The organism is Roseateles toxinivorans, from assembly GCF_004362525.1.
Taxonomy (GTDB): Bacteria; Pseudomonadota; Gammaproteobacteria; order Burkholderiales; family Burkholderiaceae_C; genus Paucibacter; species Paucibacter toxinivorans.
In genome coordinates, this window is the sequence record NZ_SNXS01000001.1 from 1 (window position 1) to 25,178 (window position 25,178).

General features: G+C 67.5%; 19 protein-coding genes. 11 read left to right on the forward strand and 8 right to left on the reverse strand.

All coding sequences use genetic code 11. The features are described from left to right. Window positions 1–121 precede the first annotated feature (121 nt). On the reverse strand, window positions 122–988 hold the full coding sequence (locus DES47_RS00005) for a LysR family transcriptional regulator (RefSeq protein WP_133698630.1): 867 nt from the start codon (window positions 986–988) through the stop codon (window positions 122–124). Window positions 989–1,162: 174 nt separating this feature from the next. On the opposite strand from DES47_RS00005, the gene DES47_RS00010 reads away from it, so the two are divergent. The 10 genes from DES47_RS00010 to DES47_RS00055 all read left to right on the forward strand — a co-directional run bounded on the left by DES47_RS00010 (window position 1,163) and on the right by DES47_RS00055 (window position 17,349). After that, a complete protein-coding gene (locus DES47_RS00010) occupies window positions 1,163–2,158 on the forward strand; it encodes a Bug family tripartite tricarboxylate transporter substrate binding protein (protein WP_133698631.1) in 996 nt (331 codons plus the stop codon). A 26-nt stretch (window positions 2,159–2,184) separates the two neighbouring features. Further along, entirely contained in the window at window positions 2,185–3,810 is a 1,626-nt protein-coding gene (locus DES47_RS00015) for a gamma-glutamyltransferase family protein (RefSeq protein WP_133698632.1), read from the forward strand. 25 nt (window positions 3,811–3,835) lie between these two features. Beyond that, window positions 3,836–4,666 (forward strand): GNAT family N-acetyltransferase, encoded by an 831-nt coding sequence (locus DES47_RS00020; RefSeq protein ID WP_133698633.1) that lies wholly within the window; start codon window positions 3,836–3,838, stop codon window positions 4,664–4,666. A 155-nt stretch (window positions 4,667–4,821) separates the two neighbouring features. Beyond that, window positions 4,822–5,937 (forward strand): ABC transporter substrate-binding protein, encoded by a 1,116-nt coding sequence (locus tag DES47_RS00025; RefSeq protein ID WP_133698634.1) that lies wholly within the window; start codon window positions 4,822–4,824, stop codon window positions 5,935–5,937. Between the two features lie 79 nt (window positions 5,938–6,016). Continuing rightward, window positions 6,017–6,922, forward strand: coding sequence for a DMT family transporter (locus DES47_RS00030; protein ID WP_133698635.1), 906 nt, complete (start codon window positions 6,017–6,019; stop codon window positions 6,920–6,922). A gap of 87 nt (window positions 6,923–7,009) precedes the next feature. Further along, on the forward strand, window positions 7,010–7,798 hold the full coding sequence (locus tag DES47_RS00035) for an SDR family oxidoreductase (protein ID WP_133698636.1): 789 nt from the start codon (window positions 7,010–7,012) through the stop codon (window positions 7,796–7,798). A gap of 279 nt (window positions 7,799–8,077) precedes the next feature. Beyond that, window positions 8,078–8,884 (forward strand): PEP-CTERM sorting domain-containing protein, encoded by an 807-nt coding sequence (locus tag DES47_RS29080; RefSeq protein ID WP_133698637.1) that lies wholly within the window; start codon window positions 8,078–8,080, stop codon window positions 8,882–8,884. 124 nt (window positions 8,885–9,008) lie between these two features. After that, entirely contained in the window at window positions 9,009–13,817 is a 4,809-nt protein-coding gene (locus DES47_RS00045) for an NAD-glutamate dehydrogenase (protein WP_133698638.1), read from the forward strand. Continuing rightward, window positions 13,814–16,300: a Lon protease family protein gene (locus DES47_RS00050; RefSeq protein WP_133698639.1), complete on the forward strand. Its 2,487-nt coding sequence runs from the start codon at window positions 13,814–13,816 to the stop codon at window positions 16,298–16,300. Before DES47_RS00045 ends, DES47_RS00050 begins: the two co-directional genes overlap by 4 nt. Window positions 16,301–16,380: 80 nt before the next feature. Then, window positions 16,381–17,349 (forward strand): radical SAM protein, encoded by a 969-nt coding sequence (locus DES47_RS00055; RefSeq protein WP_133698640.1) that lies wholly within the window; start codon window positions 16,381–16,383, stop codon window positions 17,347–17,349. A gap of 30 nt (window positions 17,350–17,379) precedes the next feature. Here DES47_RS00055 and DES47_RS00060 read toward each other — a convergent pair whose 3' ends face one another. The 3 genes from DES47_RS00060 to DES47_RS00070 form a co-directional block, all read right to left on the reverse strand. Then, window positions 17,380–18,627, reverse strand: coding sequence for a serine hydrolase domain-containing protein (locus tag DES47_RS00060; RefSeq protein ID WP_133698641.1), 1,248 nt, complete (start codon window positions 18,625–18,627; stop codon window positions 17,380–17,382). Between the two features lie 49 nt (window positions 18,628–18,676). Continuing rightward, on the reverse strand, window positions 18,677–19,051 hold the full coding sequence (locus DES47_RS00065; protein WP_133698642.1) for a PXPV repeat protein: 375 nt from the start codon (window positions 19,049–19,051) through the stop codon (window positions 18,677–18,679). 175 nt (window positions 19,052–19,226) lie between these two features. Further along, the gene (locus tag DES47_RS00070) at window positions 19,227–19,925 is read right to left on the reverse strand and encodes a PEP-CTERM sorting domain-containing protein (RefSeq protein ID WP_133698643.1); all 699 of its coding nucleotides are present in this window, start codon (window positions 19,923–19,925) and stop codon (window positions 19,227–19,229) included. A gap of 238 nt (window positions 19,926–20,163) precedes the next feature. Here DES47_RS00070 and DES47_RS00080 point away from each other — a divergent pair, with 238 nt between their 5' ends. Beyond that, the gene (locus tag DES47_RS00080) at window positions 20,164–21,588 is read left to right on the forward strand and encodes a beta/gamma crystallin-related protein (protein WP_208114871.1); all 1,425 of its coding nucleotides are present in this window, start codon (window positions 20,164–20,166) and stop codon (window positions 21,586–21,588) included. On the opposite strand, the gene DES47_RS00085 is transcribed toward DES47_RS00080, so the two are convergent. Genes DES47_RS00085 through DES47_RS00100 form a run of 4 tightly spaced genes read right to left on the reverse strand, consistent with a single transcriptional unit; the run spans window position 21,589 to window position 25,144 of the window. Then, entirely contained in the window at window positions 21,589–22,152 is a 564-nt protein-coding gene (locus DES47_RS00085; protein WP_133698644.1) for a restriction endonuclease, read from the reverse strand. Window positions 22,153–22,160: 8 nt separating this feature from the next. After that, window positions 22,161–22,565 carry a hypothetical protein gene (locus DES47_RS00090; RefSeq protein ID WP_133698645.1) on the reverse strand — a complete coding sequence of 135 codons (405 nt, stop codon included), beginning with the start codon at window positions 22,563–22,565 and terminating at the stop codon, window positions 22,161–22,163. Window positions 22,566–22,610: 45 nt separating this feature from the next. After that, window positions 22,611–24,161 carry an aldehyde dehydrogenase (NADP(+)) gene (locus DES47_RS00095; RefSeq protein ID WP_133698646.1) on the reverse strand — a complete coding sequence of 517 codons (1,551 nt, stop codon included), beginning with the start codon at window positions 24,159–24,161 and terminating at the stop codon, window positions 22,611–22,613. Next, a complete protein-coding gene (locus DES47_RS00100) occupies window positions 24,158–25,144 on the reverse strand; it encodes a TRAP transporter substrate-binding protein (protein ID WP_133698647.1) in 987 nt (328 codons plus the stop codon). The genes DES47_RS00095 and DES47_RS00100 overlap by 4 nt, the downstream gene beginning before the upstream one ends. Window positions 25,145–25,178 lie beyond the last annotated feature (34 nt).

Sequence of the window (25,178 nt, forward strand, 5' to 3'; positions counted from 1 at the left end):
CGGCAAAACCAAGTGCCGCTAGCGCAGCGGGCTTCAACATTCCACTTCAGGTCGGGGCCAGCACCGATGACTGCGCTTTGTGCAGACCTTCCCTAGTGAAATCCCTGAGCCGGTGCCTGTTTCAACGGCTCACAAACTCCTGGGCGATGGCATCGATCAGGGGCCCTGTCGCTTCTCGCCGATGCAGGAGGCCAAGCTCCCGCTGCAGGCTCAGCCCGGGCAGCGGCAGCACGCGCAGGGCCGGGTCTTGCTCCCAGGTGGCGCGTCGCAGCCGGGGCAGCAGGCTCACGCCGACGCGCTGGCGCACCAGCTCGGCCAGGGCCTCGATCGAGTTCAGCTCCAGGAACTCGCTCACCACCACATCGAGCTGCTTCAGGGCCTTGGCCACCAAGGCGCCCGTGCGCTCGTTGCGATCGAAGCGAAGAAACGGTTGCCCGATCAGGGCCTTGACGGCCGTGCGGGCGCGCACCTCGGGATGGGCCAGCACAATCAGCGGCTCCTGGTAGAGCGGTGTCCAGGCCAGCGACGAGGGCAGCCGGGCCGCCGACTTGACGAGCACGGCGGCATCGAGCTGGCCGGCTTCGACCAGGGCCGCCAGCGGGCCTGAGCGGTCGGAAATGACCTTGACATCGAGCTGGCCGTGCCTGTGCTTCAACGCCACCACCGCATGGGCCAGTGAGGACATGGCGGAGACCACTGCGCCGATGCGGTAGGCGCCGGTCAGCGGGTCGGCCAACAGGGCGCCGCCGCGCAACTCGTCGTGCAGGGCCACCAGCTGCTGCGCCTTTGGCAGCAGGGCCCGGCCGGCGGCGTTCAGGGTCAGCACCCTGCCGCTGCGATCGAACAGCTCGCGGCGCAACTCTGCCTCCAGCGCGCGCATCTGCAGGCTCACCGCCGCCTGGGTCAGTGCCACGCGAGGTGCCGCGGCGGCAAGAGATCCTTCCTGGGCCACGGCCAGAAAAGTGCGGAGGTAACGCAGGCTGCTCATGCAGGGTTCTCCAGATAATCAAGAAGTTCTTGTATTCAGATCAAGGATTATTAGCTTTTCTTGTGAATGGATTGCCAACACAATCGGCAACGACAACCAACAGCTACAAGCGGTTGGGGTCGGAGCTGTCGGGAGTACCCGTCGGGTCCAACCCGCAATGACCAGGAAATGCCCATGAAAGCCTTTGTCCGCTCACCCCTCTGCGCCGTCCTGGCCGGGGTTGCTTTGCTGACCTTGATGAGTCTGCCCGGCGGGGCCCAGGCCCAGGCCTATCCGGCCAAGCCGATACGGCTGGTCGTGCCCTTTCCAGCCGGAGGCGCCACCGACCTGCTGGCGCGCGCGATGTCGCAGCGCCTGGCCCAGAGCCTGGGCCAGCAGGTGGTGGTGGACAACCGCGCCGGCGCCGGCGGCAGCCTGGGCTCGGGCGAGGTGGCGCGGGCCGCGCCCGATGGCTACACGATTCTGCTGGCCACCAGCAGCACCCACGCGATCGGCCCCAATCTGAACCCCAATCTGCCCTACAAGGTGGATGCCGACTTCACGCCGATTGCCCATGTGGCGAATGCCGGCAATCTGCTGCTGGTGCCCAACAGCCTGCCGGTCAAGTCGGTGGCCGAATTGATCAGCCATGCCAAGGCCAACCCGGGCAAGCTGAACTACGCCAGCAGCGGCAACGGCACCATCGTGCATCTGAGCACCGAGGCCTTCAAGAGCCAGGCGGGCATTTTCGTCACCCACATTCCCTATCGCGGCACAGCGCTGGCCATCCCTGATCTGGTGGTGGGCAATGTTCATCTGCTGATCGACAGCATCGTGTCGGGCCTGCCCCATGTGAAGGACGGCAAGCTCAAGGCCCTGGCCTATACCGGCCTGAAGCGCTCGGCGCTGCTGCCGGACCTGCCCACGGTGGCCGAGTCCGGCCTGCCGGGCTACCAGTCGGTGACCTGGTTCGGCGTATACGCGCCCAAGGGCCTGCCAGCCGCGCTGGTGACGCGTCTGAACAGCGAGCTGATGAGCGCCATGCAGGCGCCCGAGGTGCGCGAGCGCCTGGCCAAGCTGGGCGCCGAGCCGGTGACCAGCGGCACGCCGGCCCAGTTCGAGGCCATGGTCAAGGCCGACAGCGCGCGCTGGGCGACGCTGATACGTGAGCGCAAAATCGGCGCCGAATGAACGACCGAATGAATGAGGAAACCGCCATGACGCACAAGTTCGACTGGACCAATCCCTATCCGAGCACCCGCACCCCGGTGTTCGCCCGCAATGTGGTCGCCACCTCGCACCCGCTGGCGGCCCAGGCCGGCCTGCGCATGCTGGCCAATGGCGGCAATGCGGTCGATGCCGCCATCGCCACCGCCGCGGTGATGACCCTGGTCGAGCCCTGCAGCAACGGCCTGGGTTCGGACGCTTTCTGCATCCTCTGGGATGGCAAGGAGCTGCATGGCCTGAACGCCTCGGGCTGCGCGCCCCAGGCCTGGACGCCCGAGTTCTTCCGCAACAAGTACGGCGCCGACGCCAAGACCCCGCCCAAGCGCGGCTGGGATGGCGTGACCGTGCCCGGCGCCGTGGCCGGCTGGGTGACGATGAGCGAGCGCTTCGGCAAGCTGCCCTTCGCCGATCTGATGGCCCCGGCGATCGAAATCGCCGAGCGCGGCTATGCGGTGCCGGTGATCGTGCAGCAGAAGTGGACGCTGGCGGCGGCGGTGTCCGAGCTGACCTCGCAGCCCGGCTTTGCCCAGGCCTTTCTGCCCAAGGGCAGGGCGCCCGAGGTCGGCGAGCTGTTCAAGTTCCCCGATGCCGCGCGCAGCCTGCGGCTGATCGCCGAGACCAAGGGAGAGGCCTTCTACCGCGGCGAGATCGCTGAAGCCGTGGCGGCCTTTGCCCGCCAGACCGGTGGCTCCATGACGGCGGGCGATCTGGCCGGCTTCAAGCCCGAGTGGGTCAAGACGATCTCGCAGGACTATGCCGGCCATACGCTGCACGAGATTCCGCCCAATGGCCAGGGCATTGCCGCGCTGATCGCGCTGGGCATCCTGAAGCACCACGATGTGCGTGCCCACAGGGTGGACAGCGTGGCCTCGCAGCATTTGCAGATCGAGGCGATGAAGCTGGCCTTTGCCGACACCTACCGCTATGTCGGCGAGCCGGGCGATATGGCCGTCAGCGCGGCGCAGATGCTGGACCCCGGCTATCTGGCCGAGCGCGCCAAGCTGATTTCGATGGAACGCGCGCAGGACTTCGGCGCCGGCAATCCGGTCAAGGGTGGCACGATCTACCTGAGCACCGCCGACGAGAGCGGCATGATGGTCAGCTTCATCCAGAGCAACTACATGGGCTTCGGCTCGGGCCTGGTGGTGCCGGGCTACGGCGTGTCGCTGCAGAACCGCGGCCACTGCTTCACCTTGGAAGACGGCCATGCCAACCAGGTGGCGCCGGGCAAGCGGCCCTTCCATACCATCATCCCGGCGTTCCTCACCAAGGATGGCAAGCCGGTGATGAGCTATGGCGTGATGGGCGGCAATATGCAGCCACAGGGCCATATGCAGACACTGGTGCGCATGCTGGACTACGGCCAGCAGCCGCAGACCGCCTGCGACGCACCGCGCTGGCGCTACAACGAGGGCCTGTCGCTGAATGTCGAGTCGGCGATGGACCGTGACGCCGTGCAGGGCCTGCGCGCGCTGGGCCACGAAATTGCCGAGATCAATGACAGCTACCAGGATTTCGGCGCGGGGCAGTTCATATGGAGCCTCGGGGACCCCGCTGCCGAGGGCTACGCTGCCGCCAGTGACCCCCGGCGCGATGGGGCTGCGGTAGGCTTCTGACGCGGTTCGGTTAGGCTTGCAGGCTATGAGCATCCTGCAAGACCTGACCCTCGGATGGCAGACGGACCTGATTTTCGCCCGATTTGATGGCGAGGTGATCGAGCGGCGCGACTGCGTGGTCGTGCGCACGCCCAACAACCCGCTCTATTACTGGGGCAACTGCCTGATCCTGCCCGAGCCGCCGCGCGATGCCGACCTGGTGCATTGGTGCCAGCGCTTTGACGAGGAGATCGTCGCGCAGCAGCCCGAGTCAGCCCATATTGCCATCGGCTTCGACGCGCGGGCGCCGCACGAGCCGCTGGTCAGCTGGCACAACGCCGGCTTCGAGGTCTTTGGCACGGTGGCGCTACGGCTGCGGCCGCCGCTGCTGCGCGAACCCAGGCGCGTGCTGCCGGCTGGCATCAGGTTCCGGGTGATGGACCTGCCATTGGGCATTGATGCCTGCGTCGATCTGCAATGCGAGGTCGATGGCGGTTTCCACAATCCGGCCAGCTACCGCGAGCACCGCAAGCGCCAGATGCGCCGCCACCAGGCGATGCAGGAGCAGGGCATGGGTCACTGGTTCGGCCTTTGGCACGAGCGCGCCATGGTGGCCGACTGCGGGCTGTTCCGTGCCGGCACCTTGGGGCGTTTCCAGATGGTGGGCACGCACCCGGCCTGGCGGCGGCGCGGTCTGTGCGCCGGACTGATTCATGCGGTCTGCCGACACGGCTTCGAGCAGATGGGGCTGGAGGAGTTGGTGATCTGTGCCGATCCCAATGATGTGGCCATAGGCATTTACGAAGGCCTGGGCTTCGAGCGCGACAGCCGCTACTGGGGGGCGCACAAGCACCCGCCGGCGCTGACTGGGGATTAATTCACAGCAGGCCGCATTGCATCGGCCCGCCGTCACGATTGATTGCAAATTACGGTTTTCCCTGCCCTGCCGTCAACATGCCGGGCAGTACCATCCGGGGCGCCCCAAGCTAGCCCTCAGGGCACGCATCCTGACACTTGCGACCGGACACACCCATGCACCTGACCCCTCTGGCACTGCGGGCCGCGTTGGCACTCAGCCTGCTGCTGCCCTTGAGCGCTGCGGCGCAGATCAAGATCGGCCAGACGGCGGGTTTCTCCGGCCCGGTGGCCGCGGGCGTGAAGGAAACCACGGACGGTGCCAAGCTTTACCTCGATGCCGTCAATGCCAGCGGCGGCATCAATGGTCAGCAGCTGGAGCTGATCTCGCTGGATGATGGCTTCGACCCCAAGCTGGCGGCCGAAAATGCCAAGAAGTTGCTGGCGCAGGATGTGCTGGCCCTGTTCCTGACCCGCGGCACGCCCCATGCGCAGGCCATCCTGCCGCTGCTGGCCGAAACCCGCACACCGCTGATCGCCCCCAGCACCGGGGCCATGGTCCTGCACTCCCCCGTCAATCCCTGGGTCTTCAATGTGCGTGCCAGCTACCAGCGCGAGGCGGAGAAGGCGGTGCAGTACCTGTCCACCGTCGGTGCGCGGCGCATTACCCTGGTCCATGTGGACGACAGCTTCGGTGCCGACGCAGCCATTGGCGCGCTGAAAGGCTTCGACGCCGTCAAGCTGCGGCCCCAGATCGTCCTGAAGTTCGACCGCGCCAAGCCCGAGCTGGCCGGCCTGGTGGAGCAGATCGTGCGCGGCGACAGCCAGGCGGTGCTATTTATCGGCAGCGGTTCGGTGGTGGCCGATGGCGTGGCCCTGATGCGCGCGGCGGGCTCCAAGGCGCAGGTCGCGACCCTGTCCAACAACGCTGCCTCGGGTTTCGTGAAGTCGCTGAAGGAACATGGCCGTGGCGTCATCGTGACCCAGGTCTTCCCGTACGAGCGCTCGCTGGCCACGCCGCTGGTGCGCCAGGCCCAGGAACTGGCCAAGGCCAAGGGCCTGGGCGACCTGACCCCCGCCAATCTGGAGGGTTTTACCGCCGCCAAGGTGCTGGTCGAGGGCATCAAGCGTGCGGGCAAGAACCCGACCCGCGTCGGGCTGCAGCGTGCGCTGGACGGGCTCAAGGGCTTTGATGTCGGAGGTCTGGAGGTCAGTTTCAGCCCGACCGACCACAGCGGCCTTGACTTCGCCGATCTGTCCATCATCGGGCCGGATGGCAAGTTCTGGAGATAAACCGAGGTCCAGCCTTGTGCGCTGAGTGAGCCCTGCGGGCCGCAGGTGCGGGGGGCCTTGGGTATAGTGACCAGCTCCCATGAGCAGTTCACCCGCCGCCGTATCTCCTCCCGCAATTTGGCCTGGCCTGGCCCTGGCGCTGATGGGCTCGATCGCCTTCTCCGGCAAGGCCATCATCGTCAAGCTGGCCTACCGGCATGGCGTCGATGCGGTCACCTTGATCATGTACCGCATGCTGTTCGCGCTGCCGCTTTTCCTGCTGCTGACCTGGTGGGCCGGCCGGGGCAAACCGGCACTGACGCGCCGCGACTGGCTGGTCGTGCTGGGCCTGGGCTTCTCGGGCTACTACCTGGCCAGCTTTCTCGACTTCGCCGGCCTGGCCTATATCAGCGCCAGTCTCGAGCGGCTGATCCTGTATCTGAATCCGACCCTGGTGCTGGCTTTCAGCGTGTTCGTGTTCAAGGTTCGGGTCAAACCGATGCAGTTGCTGGCCCTGGCCATCAGCTATGCCGGCGTGCTGCTGGTGTTCGGCCAGGAGATCCATCTGCAGGGCGCCGATGCGGTGCTCGGCGCGGTGCTGGTGTTCGGCAGCGCGGTCAGCTATGCGCTGTACCTGGTCTACAGCGGCGAGGAGGTGCGACGCCTGGGCGCGATGCGCCTCACCGGCCTGGCCACCACGGTGGCCTGTGTGCTGTGCATCGCGCAGTTCCTGATACTGCGGCCATTGTCGGCGATGGCCGTGGCGCCCGAGGTGATCTGGCTGTCGGTGCTGAACGCGACGCTGTGCACCTTTGCGCCGGTGCTGATGGTGATGCTGGCGATCGAACGCATGGGCGCGACGATGACGGCGCAGACCGGCATGGTCGGACCGATGTCCACCATCATCATGGGTGTGCTCATACTAGGCGAACCGTTCACGCCCTGGGTGGTGGCCGGCACGCTGCTGGTGCTCACCGGCGTGTGGCTGCTGGCGCGTTGGCGATAGTTTTTTGAATTCCCGGATTGCATCCGGGCTACGCAATCCATGTAGCCCGGATGCAATCCGGGTCAAAGCAAAAGAGAAAGGCACATCATGGATCTGGGACTGCAAGGCAAATGGGCGCTGGTCTGCGCCGCGAGCAAGGGGCTGGGCCGGGGCTGCGCGGAGGCGCTGGTGGGTGAGGGCGTCAATGTGGTGATCACCGCGCGCGGGGCCGAGGTACTGGAGGCCACGGCCCTGGCGTTGCGGGCGCTGAACCCGGCTGTCGAGGTGCGCACCGTCGCCGGTGACATCACCACGCCCGAGGGCCGCGCGGCAGCGCTGGCCGCCTGCCCGCAGGTCGACATCCTGATCAACAACGCCGGCGGTCCGCCGCCCGGTGACTTCCGAAGCTGGGACCGCGACACCTGGCTCAAGGCGCTGGACGCCAATATGCTGACGCCGATCGAGCTGATCAAGGCCACGGTGGACGGCATGGCCGGGCGTGGCTACGGCCGCGTCATCAACATCACCTCGGGCGCGGTCAAGGCACCCATCGATATCCTGGGCCTGTCCAACGGCGCGCGCAGCGGCCTGACCGGCTTCGTCGCCGGCCTGGCGCGCAGCCCGAAGCTGGCGGCGCACAACGTCACCTTGAACGGCCTGCTGCCCGGTGCCTTCGACACCGACCGCCTGCGCGTCACCATGCAGGGCGCGGCGGCCAAGAGCGGTAGCAACTTTGACGAGGCCTGGGACAGGCGCCGCATGGCCATTCCCGCCCAGCGCTTTGGCACGGCACAGGAGTTCGGCGCCATCTGCGCTTTTCTGTGCAGTCAGCAGGCCGGCTATCTGACCGGGCAGAACATCCTGCTCGATGGTGGTGCCTACCCGGGCACGTTCTGAACACCGAGGTGCGTGGCGCACCCCGATGAGGCGGGTCAAGGGTTTTTGCTGCCCCGTGCCTGAGGGGTGCCGGGCTCGGGTGGGCGCGGAAGTTGAACCACCATCACCTCGGGTTCGATATGCTTCAACTCGAAGCCCGAACAGGGCCTTCTGGCACGGCGTCTCGACTTGTTGTTTTCCGGTGTGTCTGGCTGACGCCAAACGTTTGCGCCGCCGGGATGGAAGCATCGAAGCATTGGCGTTCGTGCGTCATCAACCTTTCGGAGTGAGCTATTCACCATGACTAAAAAGTTCGTCGTCACGACCCTGGCCTTGGCTGCGCTGGCCGCCGCCATCCCGGCGCAAGCCGCCCTCACGGTGGGCAATGCAGCCTCGACCTATACCCAATCATTCGACAGCCTGTCCAATACGGCAGGCGCGCCGGTGGCCTGGGTCAATGACAGCACGATTGCGGGCTGGAGCCTGTTCATCGCCAATGGCACCGCGGCACCCAGCTATGTGGTCAACGATGGTGGCACCTCGGTCTCATCGTTTCAGAGCTACGGCAGCGCCGGTTCTGCCGAACGCGCATTGGGCAGCCAAGCCAACAACAACACTTACTTTGGCGCCGCGTCCGGTGCGGTGGCCGGCCACATCGCCGTGGCCATCAAGAACACCGGGTCCGACCGTACCGGCTTCACGATTGCCTTTGATGGCGAGCAGTGGCGCAACAACGGCAACGCCACGGCACAGACCATGGTGATGCAGTATGGCTTTGGCAGCACCTTCGCCTCGGTGGCCCTCTGGACGGCTCCTGGCGGGAATTTTGATTGGTCGTCCCCTGTGCATACCACCTCGTTGGCCGCGGTCAACGGCAACGGTGCGGGCTTGGTCACAGGGCGCGGCGGTGATGTCACCGCCAACTGGGCTGCGGGTGAGACCCTGTGGGTGCGCTGGATTGAAAGGAACGATACCGGCAATGACCATGCCCTGGCCATCGACAACGTGAGCATCAGCGTCACAGCCGTGCCCGAACCCGAGAGCTATGCCCTGATGCTGGCCGGTCTGGCCGGCCTGGCCCTGGTGGCCCGTCGCCGCAAGCAGTAATGCTCGCCGGGGTGCACGCATGGCCATGACGTGTGCCCTGGTTTGGGGCTAAGCTCCACGCTGTCGCAGGTCGGGGCCAATCAATAGGGCCCGACCTGACCCCCCGATCAGCAAGGATGAGCCCATGAATGCCTCCACCGACGCATTGCGCCGTGAAACCATAGACGCGGTGCTGGCCCTGGCCAGCGGCCGCCTGAGCGCCGAGCAGCGCCCGCTGCTCGACAGCTTTGCCCGCGAATACTTCCGCCAGGTGGACGCAGACGATCTGCTTGAGCGTTCGGCCGAGGACCTGTGCGGCGCGCTGCTGTCGCACTGGCAGTTCGGCGCCCAGCGGGCGGCGGGTCGCCCCAAGGTGCGGGTGCTGAGCCCGAGCATCGCCGAGCATGGCTGGGCCTCGCGCCATTCGGTGCTGGAGATCGTCAATGACGACATGCCCTTTCTCGTCGATTCGACGACCACCGAGATCAACCGCCAGGGCCTGACCCTGCACCTGATCGTGCACCCGATCTTTGCCGTGCAGCGCGATGCGGCCGGCGGGTTGACAGCTCTGCACTCGCCCGGCGAGGCGCCCGAGGCCCCGCGCGAATCCTGGATGCATATCGAGATCGACCGCATGGTGGACCCGCAGCAGGGCGCCGAGCTGGTGGCCGGCATCGAGCGTGTGCTCGGCGACGTGCGGGCGACCGTCGAGGACTGGCGGCCGATGGTGGCGCGGCTGCACGAGGCCACGGCCGAGCTGGACGCGGCGCCGTCGGGCCTGCCGGCCGAGCAGGTGGCCGAGAGCCGTGCCTTTCTGCACTGGCTCGCGGATGACCATCTGACGCTGCTGGGCTACCGCCAGCATGAGCTGGTGAATGTCGATGGCGAAGATGCATTGAAGTTGGTGCCGGGCAGCGGCCTGGGCGTGCTGCGCGAGACCGAGGCCGAAAAGGCTTCCGGCAGCGTCTCGGTGCTGCCGCCCAATGCGCGCGAGATGGCGCGCTCACCGAGCCCGCTACTGGTCGTCACCAAGGCCAACACCCGCTCCACCGTGCACCGCCCGGGTTATACCGATTACGTGGGCGTGAAGCGCTACAACCCGCAGGGCGAGGTGATTGGCGAGCATCGCTTCCTGGGCCTGTTCACCTCCACCGCCTACAGCGCCCGCGTGGCGGAGACGCCGCTGCTGCGCGGCAAGGTCGGCGCCATCGCCGAGCGCGCCGGCCTGCCGCCGGGCGGCCATCTGGCCAAGGCGCTGGCCCACATCCTCGAGACCTATCCACGCGACGAGCTGTTCCAGATTTCGGACGACGAGCTCTACCAGACCGCCTTCGGCATCCTGGCGCTCGGTGACCGCCAGCGTCTGCGCCTGTTCCTGCGCCGCGACCCGTTCGACCGCTTTGTCTCCTGCCTGCTTTATGTGCCGCGCGAGGCCTATGCGACCGATCTGCGCATCAAGTGCCAGCGCATCCTGATGGAGGCCTTTGCCGGCACCGGTGCCGACTTTGACGTGCTGCTGGGCGACACGGTGCTGGCCCGCATCCACTTCACCGTGCGCACCACCCCGGGCCAGGTGCCGGCCTTCGACCGCAAGGAACTGGAGGCCAAGCTGGCCGCCGCCGCGCGCCGCTGGCCCGACCTGTTGCGTGACGCCTTGATCGAGGCCGAGGGCGAGGCCCGCGGCATCGCGCTGTACAAGGGCTGGAGCGGCGCCTTTCCGCCCGAGTACCGCGAGCGGGTGACGGCGCGCGCCGCCGTGCCCGATCTGCGGCGCATCGCCGCCCTGTCGGCCGAATCGCCGCTGGCCCTGGCCCTTTACCGGCCGCTGGGGGCCGGCCCGAATGCGCTGGGCTTCAAGGTGTATCGGCTCGGTGAGCCCATCGTGCTGTCCGACAGCCTGCCGATGCTGGAGCATATGGGTGTGCGGGTGCTCGGCGAGCAGAACTACCGGCTGCAGTCCGACGGTGCGGCGATTTCGCTGCATGACTTCGAGCTGCTCGCCCCGGCCGCCGAGGAGATCGACCCCGACAAGCTGGCCCGCCTGTTCGAGGACTGCTTTGCGCGAGTGTTCCGCGGCGAGGTCGAGAACGACGACTTCAACCGCCTGGTGCTGCGCGCCGGTCTGGCCGCCGACGAGATCGTCGTGCTGCGCGCCTATGCCAAATACCTGAAGCAGATCGGCTTTGCGCTGTCGCAGGGGGCGATAGAAAGCACCTTGACCACCCACCCGCGCATCGCGCGCATGCTGGTGACGCTGTTCAAGCTGCGCTTCGACCCGACGGCCCATGACGAGCAGGGCGCGCAATCGCAGGTCAATGCGATCGAACAGGCGCTGGACCGGGTCAGCAATCTGTCCGAGGACCGGGTGCTGCGCCAGTTGCTGGCGCTGATTCAGGCCACCCTGCGCACCAACTTCTGGCGCACCGGCATCGGCCATACGGGGGCCGCCGGCCCGCGGCGCAATTACCTGAGCTTCAAGCTCGATTCGTCCAAGGTGCCTGGCCTGCCGGAGCCCAAGCCGCTGTACGAGATCTTTGTCTATTCGCCGCGCTTCGAGGGCATCCATCTGCGCGGCGGCAAGGTCGCCCGCGGCGGCCTGCGCTGGTCGGACCGGCCGGAAGACTTCCGCACCGAGGTGCTGGGCCTGGTGAAGGCTCAGATGGTCAAGAACACCGTCATCGTGCCGGTCGGCTCCAAGGGCGGCTTCGTGCTGAAGAAGGCACCGCCGGCCAGCGACCGCGAGGCCTATATGAAGGAAGGCATCGCCTGCTACCAGGACTATCTGCGCGGCCTGCTGGACCTGACCGACAACCTCGCCGGCACGGCCCTCGTGCCGCCGCCGCAGGTGGTGCGCATCGATGGCGACGACCCCTATCTGGTGGTCGCCGCCGACAAGGGCACGGCCACCTTCTCCGACTACGCCAATGCCGTCAGCAAGGAATACGGCCACTGGCTGGGCGATGCCTTTGCCTCGGGCGGCAGCGTCGGCTACGACCACAAGGCAATGGGCATCACCGCGCGCGGCGCCTGGGAGAGCGTCAAGCGCTTCTTCCGCGAGCAGGGCCGCGACATCCAGAGCAGCGAGTTCACCGTCGTCGGCGTCGGCGACATGTCGGGCGATGTGTTCGGCAACGGCATGCTGTTGTCCAGGCATATCCGACTGGTCGCGGCCTTCGATCACCGCCATATCTTCATCGACCCGACGCCCGACGCCGCGGCCTCGTTCGCCGAGCGCGAGCGCCTGTTCAAGCTGCCGCGATCAAGCTGGGCCGACTATCGGCAGGAGCTGATCTCGGCAGGTGGCGGCGTCTGGGCACGCTCGGAAAAGTCGATCCCGATCTCGCCGCAAGCCCGTGCGGCCCTTGGCATCGAGGCCGAACGATTGACGCCGATCGAGCTGCTCAGCGCCATACTGAAGGCGCCGGTGGACCTGCTCTACAACGGCGGCATCGGCACCTACGTCAAGGCCAGCAGCGAAAGCCATGCCGAGGTCGGCGACCGCGCCAACGATGCCCTGCGCATCAACGGCCGCGAGCTGCGCTGCCGCGTCGTCGGCGAGGGTGGCAATCTGGGCTTCACGCAGCGTGGCCGCATCGAGGCCGCCCAGTGCGGCGTCAGCATCAACACCGATGCGATCGACAACTCGGCCGGCGTGGACACCTCGGACCACGAGGTCAATATCAAGATCCTCCTGGGCCTGGCCATGGCCGATGGCGAGATGACCGAGAAGCAGCGCAACACCGTGCTGGCGCAGATGACCGATGACGTGGCCGCCCTGGTGCTGCGCGACAATTACTTCCAGGCCCAGGCGCTGTCGGTGACCGGCCGATTGGGGCCGCAGCTGCTGGACCAGGAAGCGCGCTTCATGCGCTACCTCGAGAAGGCCGGCAAGCTCAACCGCGCGATCGAATTCCTGCCCACCGATGACGAGATCGCCGAGCGCAGTGCCCGCGGCGCCGGACTGGCACGGCCCGAACGCGCCGTGCTCCTGGCCTATTGCAAGATGTGGCTGTTCGACGAGATCCTCAACTCCGACCTGCCGGAGGACAGCTGGATAGGCACGGCCCTGGCCCGCTACTTCCCGGCCCAGCTGCGCGACAACTTCGGGGCCTACATCCCGCGCCATCCGCTGAAGCGCGAGATCGTCGCCACCCATGTGCTCAACAGCATGGTCAACCGCGTCGGCTCGACCTTCATCCACCGCCTTGCCGACATGACCGGCGCCAAGCCGGCGCAGGTGGTGCGCGCCTATCTGTGCACCCGTGAGGTAATGGGCCATGTGGCGCTGTGGCAGCAGGTCGAGGCCTTGGACAACAAGGTGGCCGATGGCGTACAGGCCGAGATGCTGATCGAGGAGGGCTGGCTCACCTCCCGCGCCACCACCTGGTTCCTGCGCTCGCGCCGCCTGGCAGAGCCGGTGGAGGCGACGATTGCGCGCTTCTCGCCGGCCGTGGCGGCGCTGCGCGATCGCCTCGCGGCCGAGTCGGCCCAGTCGTCGCAGGCCCTGGCCTGGGTCGCCGCCGGCGTGCCGGCCGATCTGGCCCAGCGCGTGGCCAGCGCCGATGGTCTGTATGCCGCGCTGGACATTGCCGAGGTGGCCGAAAGCACGCGGCGTGATGTGGGCGAGGTCTGCGATGTGCATACCGGCATTGCCACCAGGCTGGGCCTGTCGCGCCTGCGCCAGCAGATCGACAGCCTGCCCACCGGCAGCTACTGGCAAAGCCTGGCCAAGTCCGCCCTGGGCGACGACCTGGCCAGCCTGCAGCGCGCCATCACCCAGGAGGTGCTGACCGGTGATGCCGGCAGCCCGGTGCAGATGCTGGCCGCCTGGGAAGGGCGCAACACGATTGCGCTGGAGCGGGCACAGCGGCTGCTGGCCGAATACGAGGACGCCAAGAGCGCTGATCTGGCGATGCTGTCCGTTGCCTTGAGGGAGTTGAGGAACCTGGCGTGAGCAGCCGCCTGCTGCCGCCGGCCGAGCTGCGGCTGCGCATCGATCCGGCGAGCCTCGGCTTTGCCGATACCTCGGAGCTGATCGAGCTGCCCCTGCCCTGGATCGGCCAGGCGCGGGCCGAGCAGGCGGCGCGCTTCGGCCTGCGCATGGACCAGGCCGACTACAACCTGTTCGTGCTGGGCGAGGTGGGCACCGGCCGCACGACCTTGATGCGCCAGATGATGGCCAGCGAGGCGGCCCTGCGCGCCGTGCCACCCGACCTGTGCTACCTGCACAATTTCGAGGCGCCCGAGCACCCCCGCGCGCTGCGCCTGCCCGCCGGCGAGGGCCGGCTGCTGCGCCAGCAGATGGCCGAGTTCGTCAAGCTGCTGGTGTCCGAGCTGCCCAAGCGCCTGCAGGCCCAGGACATGGCGGCAGAGAGTGAACGCATCACGGCCGCCCACAAGGCCGAAGAGGACCGCGCCTATGCCGAGCTGAGTGCCTTTGCGGAGGCGCGCAACTTTGGCCTGCTGCGCGAGGAGGGGCGCATGGTCTTCACCCAGCGCGACGCCAAGGGTGAGCCGCTGACCGCCGGAACCGCCCTGACCCTGAGCCATGAGCAGCGCACCGCGCTGGAGGCCGCCGAGGAGGCGCTGCGCACCGAGATCAGCCGCTTTCTGGAGAAGACCCGGGCCGGCGAGCTGTTGATGAAGGAGGCGCTGACCACGCAGCGCCGGCGGGTGATCAAGCCCTTGCTGGAACACCAGCTTCAGGAGATACGCAACAAGCTGCGCAAGCAGATCAAGGACTCGGTCAAGCTGGGCCAATACCTGGATCAGGCCCGGGACGATGTGCTGGACAATCTGGAGCTGTTCCAGCCCGGTGCCCAGACCAATGCCGATGCCGAGGCCGATGTCGAGACCCGCATCGAGGCGCTGGATGCGCTGTGCTCCCGCCTGGGCGTCAATGTGGTGGTCGACAACCACGGCATGCAGGGCGCGCCGGTGATCACCGACGACAACCCGCTGTTTCGTGCGCTGTTCGGCAGCATCGAGTACGCCTCCGAGAACGACGTGCTGGTGACCGACCATTCGCGCATCCGTGCCGGCAGCCTGCTCAAGGCCCATGGCGGTTTTCTGATGCTGCATCTGCGCGACCTGCTGGCCGACGAGCAGGTCTGGGAGAAGCTGCGCCGCTTTCTGCGCAGCGGCCGGCTGCAGATCGAGGAGCCGGGCATGGTCTATGCGCCGATCGCCGCGGTGTCGCTGCAGCCCGAGCCGCTGGATGTCGAGGTGAAGATCGTGCTGATCGCCTCGGTCGACGAGTACTACGTCGTGCAGGAGGGGGACCCCGAGTTCGCACGGCGCTTTCGCTGCAAGGTGGACTTTGCCGAGAGCTTCTTGGCCACCCCAGAGTCGCACCGGGCCACGGCCGTGTTCGTGGCCCACACCTGCCGGCGCCTGGGCCTGGCGCACTTTTCGGCCGCGGCGGTGGCGGCGCTGATCGCCACCACGCACCGGGAGGCAGAGGACCAGATACGCCAGAGTGCCATCTTCGCCCATGCCGAGGCGCTGGTGATGGAGGCCGCGGCGATGGCGCGCGGGCGCGGTGCCTCGCTGGTGGAGGCCGGCGACGTGCAGGAGGCCATCGAGGCGCGCAGGCACCGCCATGACTACCCCGAGCAGCGCCTGCAGGAGTCCATTCTTGACGGGGAGCGTCTGCTCGACGTCAGCGGCATGCGCATCGGTCAGGTCAACGGACTGACCGTGGTCAGCCTCGGCGACTACGAGTTCGGCTTTCCGGTTCGCGTCACCGCCCGCACCCACGCCGGCGACGAGGGCCTGCTGAACATCGAGCGCGAGGTCAAGCTCTCGGGCCCCATCCATGACAAGGGTGTGCTGATACTGCAAAGCTATCTGTCGGCGCTGTTCGCCCATATCGCGCCGCTGGCCCTGAACGCCTCGGTTGTGTTCGAGCAGGAGTACAACGGCGTCGAGGGCGACTCGGCCTCCTGCGCCGAGTTCTATGTGCTGCTGTCGCGGCTGTCGGGGCTGCCGCTGCGCCAGGGCATCGCCGTCACCGGTGCGGTCAACCAGCAGGGCGAGATGCTGCCGGTGGGCGGCATCAACGAGAAGGTCGAGGGCTATTTCCGCAGCTGTGAACTGCTGGGCCTGGATGGTGGCCAGGGCGTGCTGATTCCGCAGCGCAACCGCCGTCACCTGATGCTGGCGCCGCGGGTGGTCGAGGCGGTGGCGCAGGGACGCTTCCACATCTACACCGCCGACTCCGCCGCCGATGGCATGGAGTTGCTGACCGGCCAGCCCTTCGGCGAACTGCAGGGCCATGCCTACCCGGCCGACAGCGTGCTGGGCCGCGCGCAGAAGACCTTGCAGGACTACCGACGCGCCTGCGAGGCGTCGGGGAGCCCAGCAGCCGCTCAGCGGCGCACTCGCTGGTTGCAGACGCCCGCGCTGCCGCCGGCCGAGCCGCGGCGGCGCGGCTGAGGCGGGCCTCGCCCGGCGCGGCCACAGGCGCAATACTGGCCCCCATCCCACCCCTCGTCCCGCCCCACGCCGCTGCCACCATGCATGTCGCCTTCCTGCAGATCGAGCCCACCACGCGCTGCAACTACAGCTGCGCCTTCTGTGCCGGCCGCCACCTGCCCCAGGGCGACCTTGCGGTCGAGCATCTGGCGCGGCTGCTGGAGGGCATCACCGGGCTGGAGCATGTGGAGTTGCAGGGCGAGGGTGAGCCGCTGCTGCACGAGGGCTTCTTCGAGCTGATCGGCCTGTTGCGACAGCGCTTTCCCAAGGTCGGCATTTCCACCATCACCAACGGCAGCCTGTTCACCGATGCCAATATCGAGCGCCTGCTCGATCATGGCCTGACCCGCATCAATGTCAGCATGGAGACGGCCGACGCCGGGCGCTTTCGCGCCATCCGTGGCGGCAAGTTCGAGCGCGTCGAGCGCGGCATCGCGGCCTTCATGCAGCGCCGCGAGGCCCGCGGGCTGCGCCTGCCCGCCGTGGGCCTGGCGGTGACGGTGCTGCGCGACACGGCCACCGACGCCGTCGATACCGTGCTGCCGTTCTACCGCAGGCTCGGGCTCGACGGCGGGGTGACGATACAGCCGCTGCAGCGCATGCCGCAATACGTGCGCTTCTACAGCCGCAGCATGCGCGAGCAACTGCCTGGCCCCGAGCAGGCGCAGCGGCTCAACCAACGCGTCGCGGCCAGCCCCGACATGGCCGCTGCGCTGCGCGAGCGTGGCGCGCATCCCGGTTTCTACGAGCGCCTGTATGGCAGCGCTGCGGGACGTGCGGTATGCCCGTGGCTGGAGAGCGGGCTCTTCCTGGGCCATGACGGCGCCTTGACCTCCTGCTGCTTCATCAAGGACAGTCAGCACTTCGCCCTGGCCAAGGCCGGTGAGCCGCTGGCGGATGCAGAGCAGCGCCGCCGCCGGCTGGCTGATGAGCTGAGGCAGGGGCGCGTCCCGCTGGCCTGCCAGGGTTGCCCGACGGCCCACGGCGTGGCGGGTGCAGCCGTCAGATAGGACCGAACTGCCGGGCTATCACCCGGCAGTTCACCAGGCGCCGTACTTCGCCACCACGCCGCGGAACAGCGCGTCGCGCTCGGCGCCCAGATGATTGCCGCTGGCATCGCCCGAGGCGTCCTTGCCGACGGCCAGGTGCACCAGCACCAGCTTCAGCCCCGGGTCCACCATGATGGCCTGACCATGAATGCCCTGCAGCGCGAAGCGGCGCTGCGTGCCGGGCAGCAGCCAGGTCTGGAAGCCATAGCCGGCATAGCTGCTGCCGCGATACAGCATGCGCCCGGGGCGGAAGGCCTCGGGCTGCCGGGCGGCAGCTGTCATGTCGAGCAGATGCTCGCGCGAGACCACCGCCCGGCCGGCCACCTGGCCGTCGTTGGCCATCATCCAGCCCAGGCGGGCATAGTCATGCACGGTGGCATTGAAGCCGCCCTGGACCGACTCCATCTGATCGACCGGGTTCAACAACCAGGTGGCCGGTGCCTGAGCACCCAGCGGCTGCCAGATCTTCTCGGCCACGTAGTCGCACAGTGACCGGTTGCCGACGACGGCGCGCAGCACCAGGCCCAGCACCTGGGTCTGGGCGCCACCATAGTTGAAGCGCCTGCCCTGCTCGTCGTCCCGTTCGGTGATCAGACGGGCGGCCTGAGCGACGCCTTGGCGCCTGACGGCCGCATTGAAGCGGGCGCGGTCGTCCTGCGGCGAGTAGTCCTCGACATAGCGGGCGCCCGAGGCCATGCGCAGCAGATTCACGAGGCGGGTCTGTCCGTAGAGACTGTCCTTCAGCGCCGGCACATAGCGCTCGGCGGTGTCTTCGAACGAGTCGATCAGTCCGTCTTCCTGCGCCCTCATCAACGCCAGGGCCGTCACCGTCTTGGCCATCGAGTTGGACAGCATGCGCATGCTGGCATCGCGCCCGTAGTTGTAGCGCTCGGCGACGATCTCGCCGTCCTTCAGCACCAGCACGGCGGTGGCGCGCTGGCGCTGCATATAGTCGTCCAGGGTCAGCGTGAGGCCGCGGAAGCGGTAGCTGAATTCGGTCTCGACGGCGGCCTTCTTCAACGCCACCGGCTGAGCCGACGGCGGCAGCGTGCAGTGGGGGGCCAGGGTGTCCATCGCGCTGAAGGAGCCCACCAGATAGCGCTCCTGATAGGCCTGGGCCAGGCGCGGTGCCGCGGGAAAGCCGACTGCCTTGCCGAGCAGGTCTTCGTCCGGGGCTGCGGCATGGAGGGGGCCACCCAGGCTGGTCAGCAGGGCGCAGAGCAAGGCCAGGTATTTCATGGCCTCACTATGTCATGCCCATATTGCCCGGGCATGATCCTGCTGCCGCTTATCGCCCCGAATGACCGGTCCGGCCGGGGTTGCCGGGATGACGGTCGCGCCAGTTGGGCACGCCGTCGCCGTCTCGATCCCAGGACGGGTTGTAGACGCGGTCATAGCGATTCGGGATGCCATCGCCATCGCGATCCCAGCGCCTGGGCTGCTGGTAGTTGCCGCCATGACGCGGAGCCTGATAGCTGTTGTAAGCGGGATAGACCGGATAGGCCGGCTGCACATAGACCGGGGCGGGGCGGCCATAGACCGGCGCGCCGCCGCCGATGGTGACCGACCACTGCACATCGTCATTGCCGCGGGCCATGGCCGTGCCGGTCAGCAGGGTGCCGGCCAGGCACAGCCCGGTGAGCATCAGATGGCGTTTATTCATGGCAGGGATCTCCTTGATCTGAGCGGCAGGCCGGATTGGCCGCCGCCCCGATTCAACGAAAGTCCCGTGCCCGCTGCCGACCGCTGGCTGGTTAAGCCAAGTAAAGCTTGGTCAAGTGCCTGTGAGCAAAGTGCATCCGGAGTAAGCAGATGCAAGCCTCACACCACGGACTGGTTCAGCGCTGCCGCCGCCGCGCCAGGGCCGACACCGCCAGCAAGCCGCCCAGCATCAGCGCCCAGGTCTCGGGCTCGGGCACCGGTGTCTGAATGAAGTTGTCCATGTGTGCGAGAGCCGAGGTGGTGTTGAGATCCAGGCCGAGCCTGACCTCGGTCTTGTAGGCATTGCCCATGGTCTGCGCGAAGCTGACGACCGGGCCGGCCTCCTGGACCCAGCCATTGGCCATGGCCTGCGCATCGGACCAGCTCGGGTCGAAGGTGACCGAGTAATTGGTCCAGATGCCATACAGGTCGAAGGGGCCGGACATCGCATGGCGCCAGCCGTTGAAGGTGGCGTCCTGGTAGCGGTAGCGCAGCCAGACGTTGTCGAACTTGCCGACGTTGGGTTGCAGGTCGAATGACACCTTCCATTGGCTGCCGGCAAAGCTGCCGCTGGTCTCGGCAATGGAGCCCGAGGTGAAGCCGATGTCGAACTCGGCGACCGTGCCGTCAAAGCGTGTGGCAATGGAGCCGGCCGGATTGCCCACCCCGCCGTCGAACACGACGACGCTGCTGATGGTGTTGGCTTCCCAGCCTTCGGTGCCGGCGCCGCTCCAGGTCTGGCTGTAGGCGGACGCCGCCTGGGACGTGCCGGCCACAAGGCCCGCGAGTGCGCCGATGAGGGCCATGCCGAGTGCGGCGGAAGGGGACGATTTCATGGGGGTTCCTCCAGGATGGATGGGCGAAATGCGCACCGATACTGAGCCCCGGCGCCCGGACCTGCCATCCCAAGAGTGTGGGATGAGGCGCTGACCGGCGCTGTAGGACAGCGGCTACGGCAGGCGGCGATACCGTCCGATGGGCACCCCGATGCCGCGCGCCCAGACTCGGGACTTCCATCGCCCTTTGTGACTTGTCATGACGGGCTGTGCCTATCCCCCGATGTTGGAGCGCCTCATGAACACCATCACAAAGATCTCGCTGGCCATTGCCGGCCTGGCGTTGGCGGCGCAAGCCGGTGCCCAGGTCACCTTCTACGAGAATGACGCCTATCAGGGCCGCTCGTTCACCACCGAGCGGACGGTCGAGAACTTCGCGCGCTTCGGTTTCAATGACCGAGCCTCGTCGGCGGTGGTGGCCGGCAATCGCGGTGATCGCTGGGAGGTTTGCGAGGACCGGCGCTTCCGGGGGCGCTGCGTCGTGTTGCGGCCGGGACAGTACGGCTCGCTGGCAGCGATGGGTCTGAATGATCGCGTCTCTTCGGTGCGTGCGGTGGGCCGAAATGCGCGGGTCAGCGACGATCGCTACGCGCCGATGCCAGCACCTATGCCGCCCCCGGTGGCGCTCAGCCAGGTTGTCTTCTACGAGAACGACGGCTTCCAGGGCCGCAGCTTCACGGCCGATTCGACCGTGGACGACTTCCGCCGCAACGGCTTCAATGACCGCGCCTCATCGGCGGTGGTCAGCGGCGGGCGCTGGGAGGTTTGCCCGGAGGCCAGATTCTCCGGCCAATGCGCGATCCTGCTGCCGGGCCGCTATCCGTCATTGGCGGCTGCGGGCCTGAACGATCGCATTTCTTCGGTGCGCAAGGCCAGCGATGAGCGTCCGGTGCCGGTGCCCGCGCAAGGCAGCCAGATCGTCTTCTACGAAAGCGAGGGCTTCCAGGGCCGCACCTTCTCGGCCGATACGCCGGTCAACGACCTGCGCCGCGCCGGCTTCAATGACCGCGCCTCGTCGGCGGTGGTCAGCGGCTCGCGCTGGGAGGTCTGCGACAACACCGAGTTCGGGGGCTCCTGCCGGATCCTGCGGCCGGGTCAGTATCCGTCGCTGTCCGCGATGGGATTGAACGACCGCATTTCATCGGTGCGTGGGGTGGGGCCGAATGCCCGCTTCGACGAGCCGCGTTATGCGCCCCTGCCCGCCGTCTCGCGGGACTACGGCCGGCGCAACAACGAGCGGCTGTATGAGGCCAACATCACCTCGGTCCGCGCCGTGGTCGAAGACTCGGGCCAGCGCTGCTGGGTCGAGCGTGAGCAGATCCCGCAGGAGCGCAGCAATGCCAATGTGCCGGGCGCCCTGCTGGGCGCCGTGATCGGCGGCATCCTGGGTCACCAGGTGGGCGGCGGCACAGGCAAGGACGTGGCCACCGGCATCGGCGTGGTGGCCGGTGCGGCGATCGGTGGCAACGCCGGTCGCGACAACAACCAGCAGGTCGTGAAGACACAGAACGTGCAGCGTTGCAGTTCGTCGCCTGGCCAGGCCCGCCCCGCCTATTGGGACGTGACCTACAACTTCCGCGGCCAGGACTATCACGTGCAGATGACGACCCCGCCGTCGGGCTCGCACGTGACCGTCAACGATCAGGGCGAACCGCGCGCCTGATCAAAGCGGCAATCCGCGCAGCGCATGGGCCAGCTCGCTGGCCTGCCAGATGGCGATCCGGTGTTCAGCCGCAAAGGGTTGGGCCTGCTCGCTGAGCGGGCCCAGGCCTATGTAGAGGGCGTCCTGCGCCTCGCTGCTTTCTCGTGCCGCCTGCAAGGGGCGCAAGGCCTCGAGCCCGGTGCGGGCCGACTTCCAGCGCCTGGCACTGACCAGCATGCGCCGGCCCTGGCGTTCCAGCTCAAAATCCACGGCCGGTGTCTTGCTGCGCTGGACCGTGTAGCCATCGCGCTTGAAGGCCTGCTCCAGCAGATCGGCGAAGGCCGGCCAGGCCATGGCTGACAGAGCCTGCTGCGTCTGCTCGATGCGCGCCGCGCTGGGCAGATGCCATTGGCGGCGCAGCGCCATCACGGCAATCACCGCAAAGGGCAGGCCGGACACGGCGCCGACCACGCGAAAGCCCTCGGGCATCAGGGCAAAGCTGATCGCGCCGACGATGATCGCGATCAGGGCGCTGATCCACCAGCGCGAGCGCAGCAGGATGGCGAACAGCGAGTTCTTCGCCATTTGATACTTCAACGGGGGCTCCCGGCGGATGTCTGCATCGGCAGGCTGGTCATGCGTCCCAGCATCAGGTGGGCGCCGCCGGCCAGCAGCAGCAGGATCAGCATGCCTAAGCCCCAGATGATCCAGGTCACCGGCGCCAGCCAGGTCATTGCCGAGCCCAGCAGAGGCAGCCCCTCACCCAGGCCTTGGAGCAGCACGATCATCGCGTCCTGCACGTGCTGGTAGGTGGCGGCGCTGAGCCATTTGGCCAGCAACAGCATCGGGGGCGACTCGGCCACCTTGCCCACCCAATCGACCGTGCCGCCAGTGGCGGCGAGTCCCGCCGCCCAGGCACCGAGCCTGGCCAATATCCAGGCGCCACCGGTCCACAGCAGGGACAGCAGGGCAAACAAAATCCATACAAGCGTTTTCATGGGCGCCAGCATAGCCGCAAGTGGCTCGATGCCGGCGCCGCGCGCTCATGCGGGGTGGGGCTTGCCTTCCAGACGTCGCCAGAGGCCCAGCGGATTGGCGTTCTGCAACGCCGGCGGCAGCAGCCAGTCCGGCAGGTCCTGATAGCAGACCGGGCGCAGAAAGCGCTCGATTGCCATGCTACCCACCGAGGTGTGTAGCGCGCTGCTGCTGGCCGGGAACGGACCGCCGTGCACCATCGCATGACAGACCTCGACCCCGGTCGGAAAGCCATTGGCCAGGATGCGGCCGGCCTTGCGCTCCAGCACCGGCAGCAACGCCCGCGCCAGATCGGCATCGGCCTCATCGAGTTGCAGCGTGGCGGTCAGTTGGCCTTCCAGCGATTCGGCCAGGGCCAACAGTTCGGCCCGGTCGCGGCAGGTCACCAGCAGCGCGCCGGGGCCGAACACCTCCTCGTGCAGAAGCGGGTTGGCGATGAAGGTGGAGGCATCGGTCAGACACAACTGGGCCGAGCCCTCGGCCGGCGTGCTGACACCCGACTGCTCGCGCACACGCGCCGCACCCGCGTCATAAGCGGCGCGTATGCCCGGCGTCAGCATGGTGCCGGCCGGTTTGGTGGCCAGCAGCGCTGCTGCCGCCTCAACAAAGCCTTGCAGCTCGGGGCCATCGATCGCGACCAGCAGGCCGGGATTGGTGCAGAACTGGCCCACACCTAAGGTCAGCGAGTCGGCAAAGCCTTGGGCGATGGCTTCGCCGCGTGCCTGCAGTGCCGCTGGCAGCAGGAACACCGGGTTGATCGCGCTCATCTCGGCATAGACCGGAATCGGCTGCGGGCGGGCCTGCGCCGCCGCCTGCAAGGCCAGACCGCCGCGGCGCGAGCCGGTGAAGCCCACGGCCTGTATCACAGGATGTGTGACCAGGGCCAGGCCCAGCCGCGTGTCGCTGTCGTGCAGCAGCGAGAACACGCCCTCGGGCAGGCCCAGCTCGCGCACCGACTGCTGTATCACCCGACCGACCAGCTCCGAGGTGCCCGGATGGGCCGGATGCGCCTTGGCGATGACGGGGCAGCCGGCGGCCAGCGCCGAGGCGGTGTCGCCACCGGCCACCGAGAAGGCCAGCGGGAAGTTGCTGGCGCCGAACACGGCCACCGGGCCCAGCGCAATCTTCTGCGAGCGCAGGTCGGGCCGTGGCGGCTGGCGCCCGGGCAGGGCCGCGTCCAGGGTGGCGGCGCTCCAGTGGCCGTCGCGCAGGTTTTGCGCAAACAGCCGCAGCTGGTTGACGGTGCGCAGGCGCTCGCCCTGCAGCCGTGCCAGCGGCAGGGCCGACTCCAGATGCGCGCGCTCGATCAGCACATCGCCCAAGGCCAGCAGGCCCTCGGCGATGGTCTCCAGCAGTCGGGCGCGCAGCTCGGGCAGGTTGCGGCGGAAGGGGTCGAAGGCCGCCTGCGCCAGTGAGCAGGCCTGCTCGACATCGGCAGCGTCACCGCCACCGAAGGCCGGCTCCAGCACGGCGTCGCGCACCGGGCTGAAGGCCCGGAACTCGCCCACCGTGCCGCGGCGCTGCTGCGCGCCAATCAGCTGCTCGCCGCTGATCATCACAGCTTGGCACCCACCTTGCGCAGCTCGGCAATCTGCGGCGCCTTGGGCAGCCAGATCTTGTCGAACTCCTGGATCAGCGCATTGGTGTCAAGACCTGGCTCCGTCTTGATGGCGAAGGGCACGGCCTTGAACTTCTCGATCAGGCCCAGTTCGGTGGTGACGATGTCCTTGATCTGCAGGTCCAGCGACTGGTGCACCAGGCCGCGAATCAGCTCCTTGTCCTTGGCATCCAGCCCCTGCCAGATGCGGCCCGAGACCAGCGGCGCGAAGGGCATGAACAGCGCGTTCATCTGCAGCATGGCCTTGGCCACCTTGTCAAAGCGCTGGTTCCAGGAGAACTCGATATCGGCCTCCAGGCCGTCGACCTGACCATTGGCCATCGCGTCGAAGACCTGGGGTGTCGGGATCGGCGTCGGCGCGGCGCCCAGCGACTGGTAGAAGTCGCGATACACCGGTGTCGGGTTGATGCGCAGCTTCATGCCCTTGAGGTCCTTGACGCCGGAGATCTCCTTGGTCGAGAACACCACGCGCATGCCGGTGATGCCCCAGCCCAGACCTATGGTGCCGGTCTCTCGCGGCAGCACCTCGAGCAGCTTCAGCGCCGCGTCGTGACGCACCAGCTTGGCCACATCGGTGGTCGAGCGCACCAGATAGGGGGCGTTGATCGAGGCCACGCTGGCCACCCGCGAGCCGAGTTCGGCGGCCTGTATCCAACCCATGTCCAGCGCGCCGGTCTGCAACTGCTGCATCATCGCCGACTCATTGCCCAGCTGGCCCGAATGGAACACCGAGACCGATAGGCGGCCATTGGTTTCCTTCTTCAGCGACTCACCGAACTGCAGTGCGGCGCGGTTCCACGAATGGCCACCCGGCGTGATCAGGCCGAGGCGAAATTCCTTGGCCTGGGCGCGGGCGCTGCCGATGAAAGCCGGTGCTGCCAGCGCAGCGCCAGCCTGAACGAAGTGACGACGGGTCAAAGTCATGATGAAGGCCTTTCGGGGTGGGTAAATCAGTTGG

What these genes read in the sequence shown, in the direction of transcription:
- DES47_RS00005 (WP_133698630.1), bottom strand. Translation starts at nt 988, where the DNA reads ATGAGCAGCCTGCGTTACCTCCGCACTTTTCTGGCCGTGGCCCAGGAA.
- DES47_RS00010 (WP_133698631.1), top strand. Translation starts at nt 1,163, where the DNA reads ATGAAAGCCTTTGTCCGCTCACCCCTCTGCGCCGTCCTGGCCGGGGTT.
- DES47_RS00015 (WP_133698632.1), top strand. Translation starts at nt 2,185, where the DNA reads ATGACGCACAAGTTCGACTGGACCAATCCCTATCCGAGCACCCGCACC.
- DES47_RS00020 (WP_133698633.1), top strand. Translation starts at nt 3,836, where the DNA reads ATGAGCATCCTGCAAGACCTGACCCTCGGATGGCAGACGGACCTGATT.
- DES47_RS00025 (WP_133698634.1), top strand. Translation starts at nt 4,822, where the DNA reads ATGCACCTGACCCCTCTGGCACTGCGGGCCGCGTTGGCACTCAGCCTG.
- DES47_RS00030 (WP_133698635.1), top strand. Translation starts at nt 6,017, where the DNA reads ATGAGCAGTTCACCCGCCGCCGTATCTCCTCCCGCAATTTGGCCTGGC.
- DES47_RS00035 (WP_133698636.1), top strand. Translation starts at nt 7,010, where the DNA reads ATGGATCTGGGACTGCAAGGCAAATGGGCGCTGGTCTGCGCCGCGAGC.
- DES47_RS29080 (WP_133698637.1), top strand. Translation starts at nt 8,078, where the DNA reads ATGACTAAAAAGTTCGTCGTCACGACCCTGGCCTTGGCTGCGCTGGCC.
- DES47_RS00045 (WP_133698638.1), top strand. Translation starts at nt 9,009, where the DNA reads ATGAATGCCTCCACCGACGCATTGCGCCGTGAAACCATAGACGCGGTG.
- DES47_RS00055 (WP_133698640.1), top strand. Translation starts at nt 16,381, where the DNA reads ATGCATGTCGCCTTCCTGCAGATCGAGCCCACCACGCGCTGCAACTAC.
- DES47_RS00060 (WP_133698641.1), bottom strand. Translation starts at nt 18,627, where the DNA reads ATGAAATACCTGGCCTTGCTCTGCGCCCTGCTGACCAGCCTGGGTGGC.
- DES47_RS00065 (WP_133698642.1), bottom strand. Translation starts at nt 19,051, where the DNA reads ATGAATAAACGCCATCTGATGCTCACCGGGCTGTGCCTGGCCGGCACC.
- DES47_RS00070 (WP_133698643.1), bottom strand. Translation starts at nt 19,925, where the DNA reads ATGAAATCGTCCCCTTCCGCCGCACTCGGCATGGCCCTCATCGGCGCA.
- DES47_RS00080 (WP_208114871.1), top strand. Translation starts at nt 20,164, where the DNA reads ATGAACACCATCACAAAGATCTCGCTGGCCATTGCCGGCCTGGCGTTG.
- DES47_RS00085 (WP_133698644.1), bottom strand. Translation starts at nt 22,152, where the DNA reads ATGGCGAAGAACTCGCTGTTCGCCATCCTGCTGCGCTCGCGCTGGTGG.
- DES47_RS00090 (WP_133698645.1), bottom strand. Translation starts at nt 22,565, where the DNA reads ATGAAAACGCTTGTATGGATTTTGTTTGCCCTGCTGTCCCTGCTGTGG.
- DES47_RS00100 (WP_133698647.1), bottom strand. Translation starts at nt 25,144, where the DNA reads ATGACTTTGACCCGTCGTCACTTCGTTCAGGCTGGCGCTGCGCTGGCA.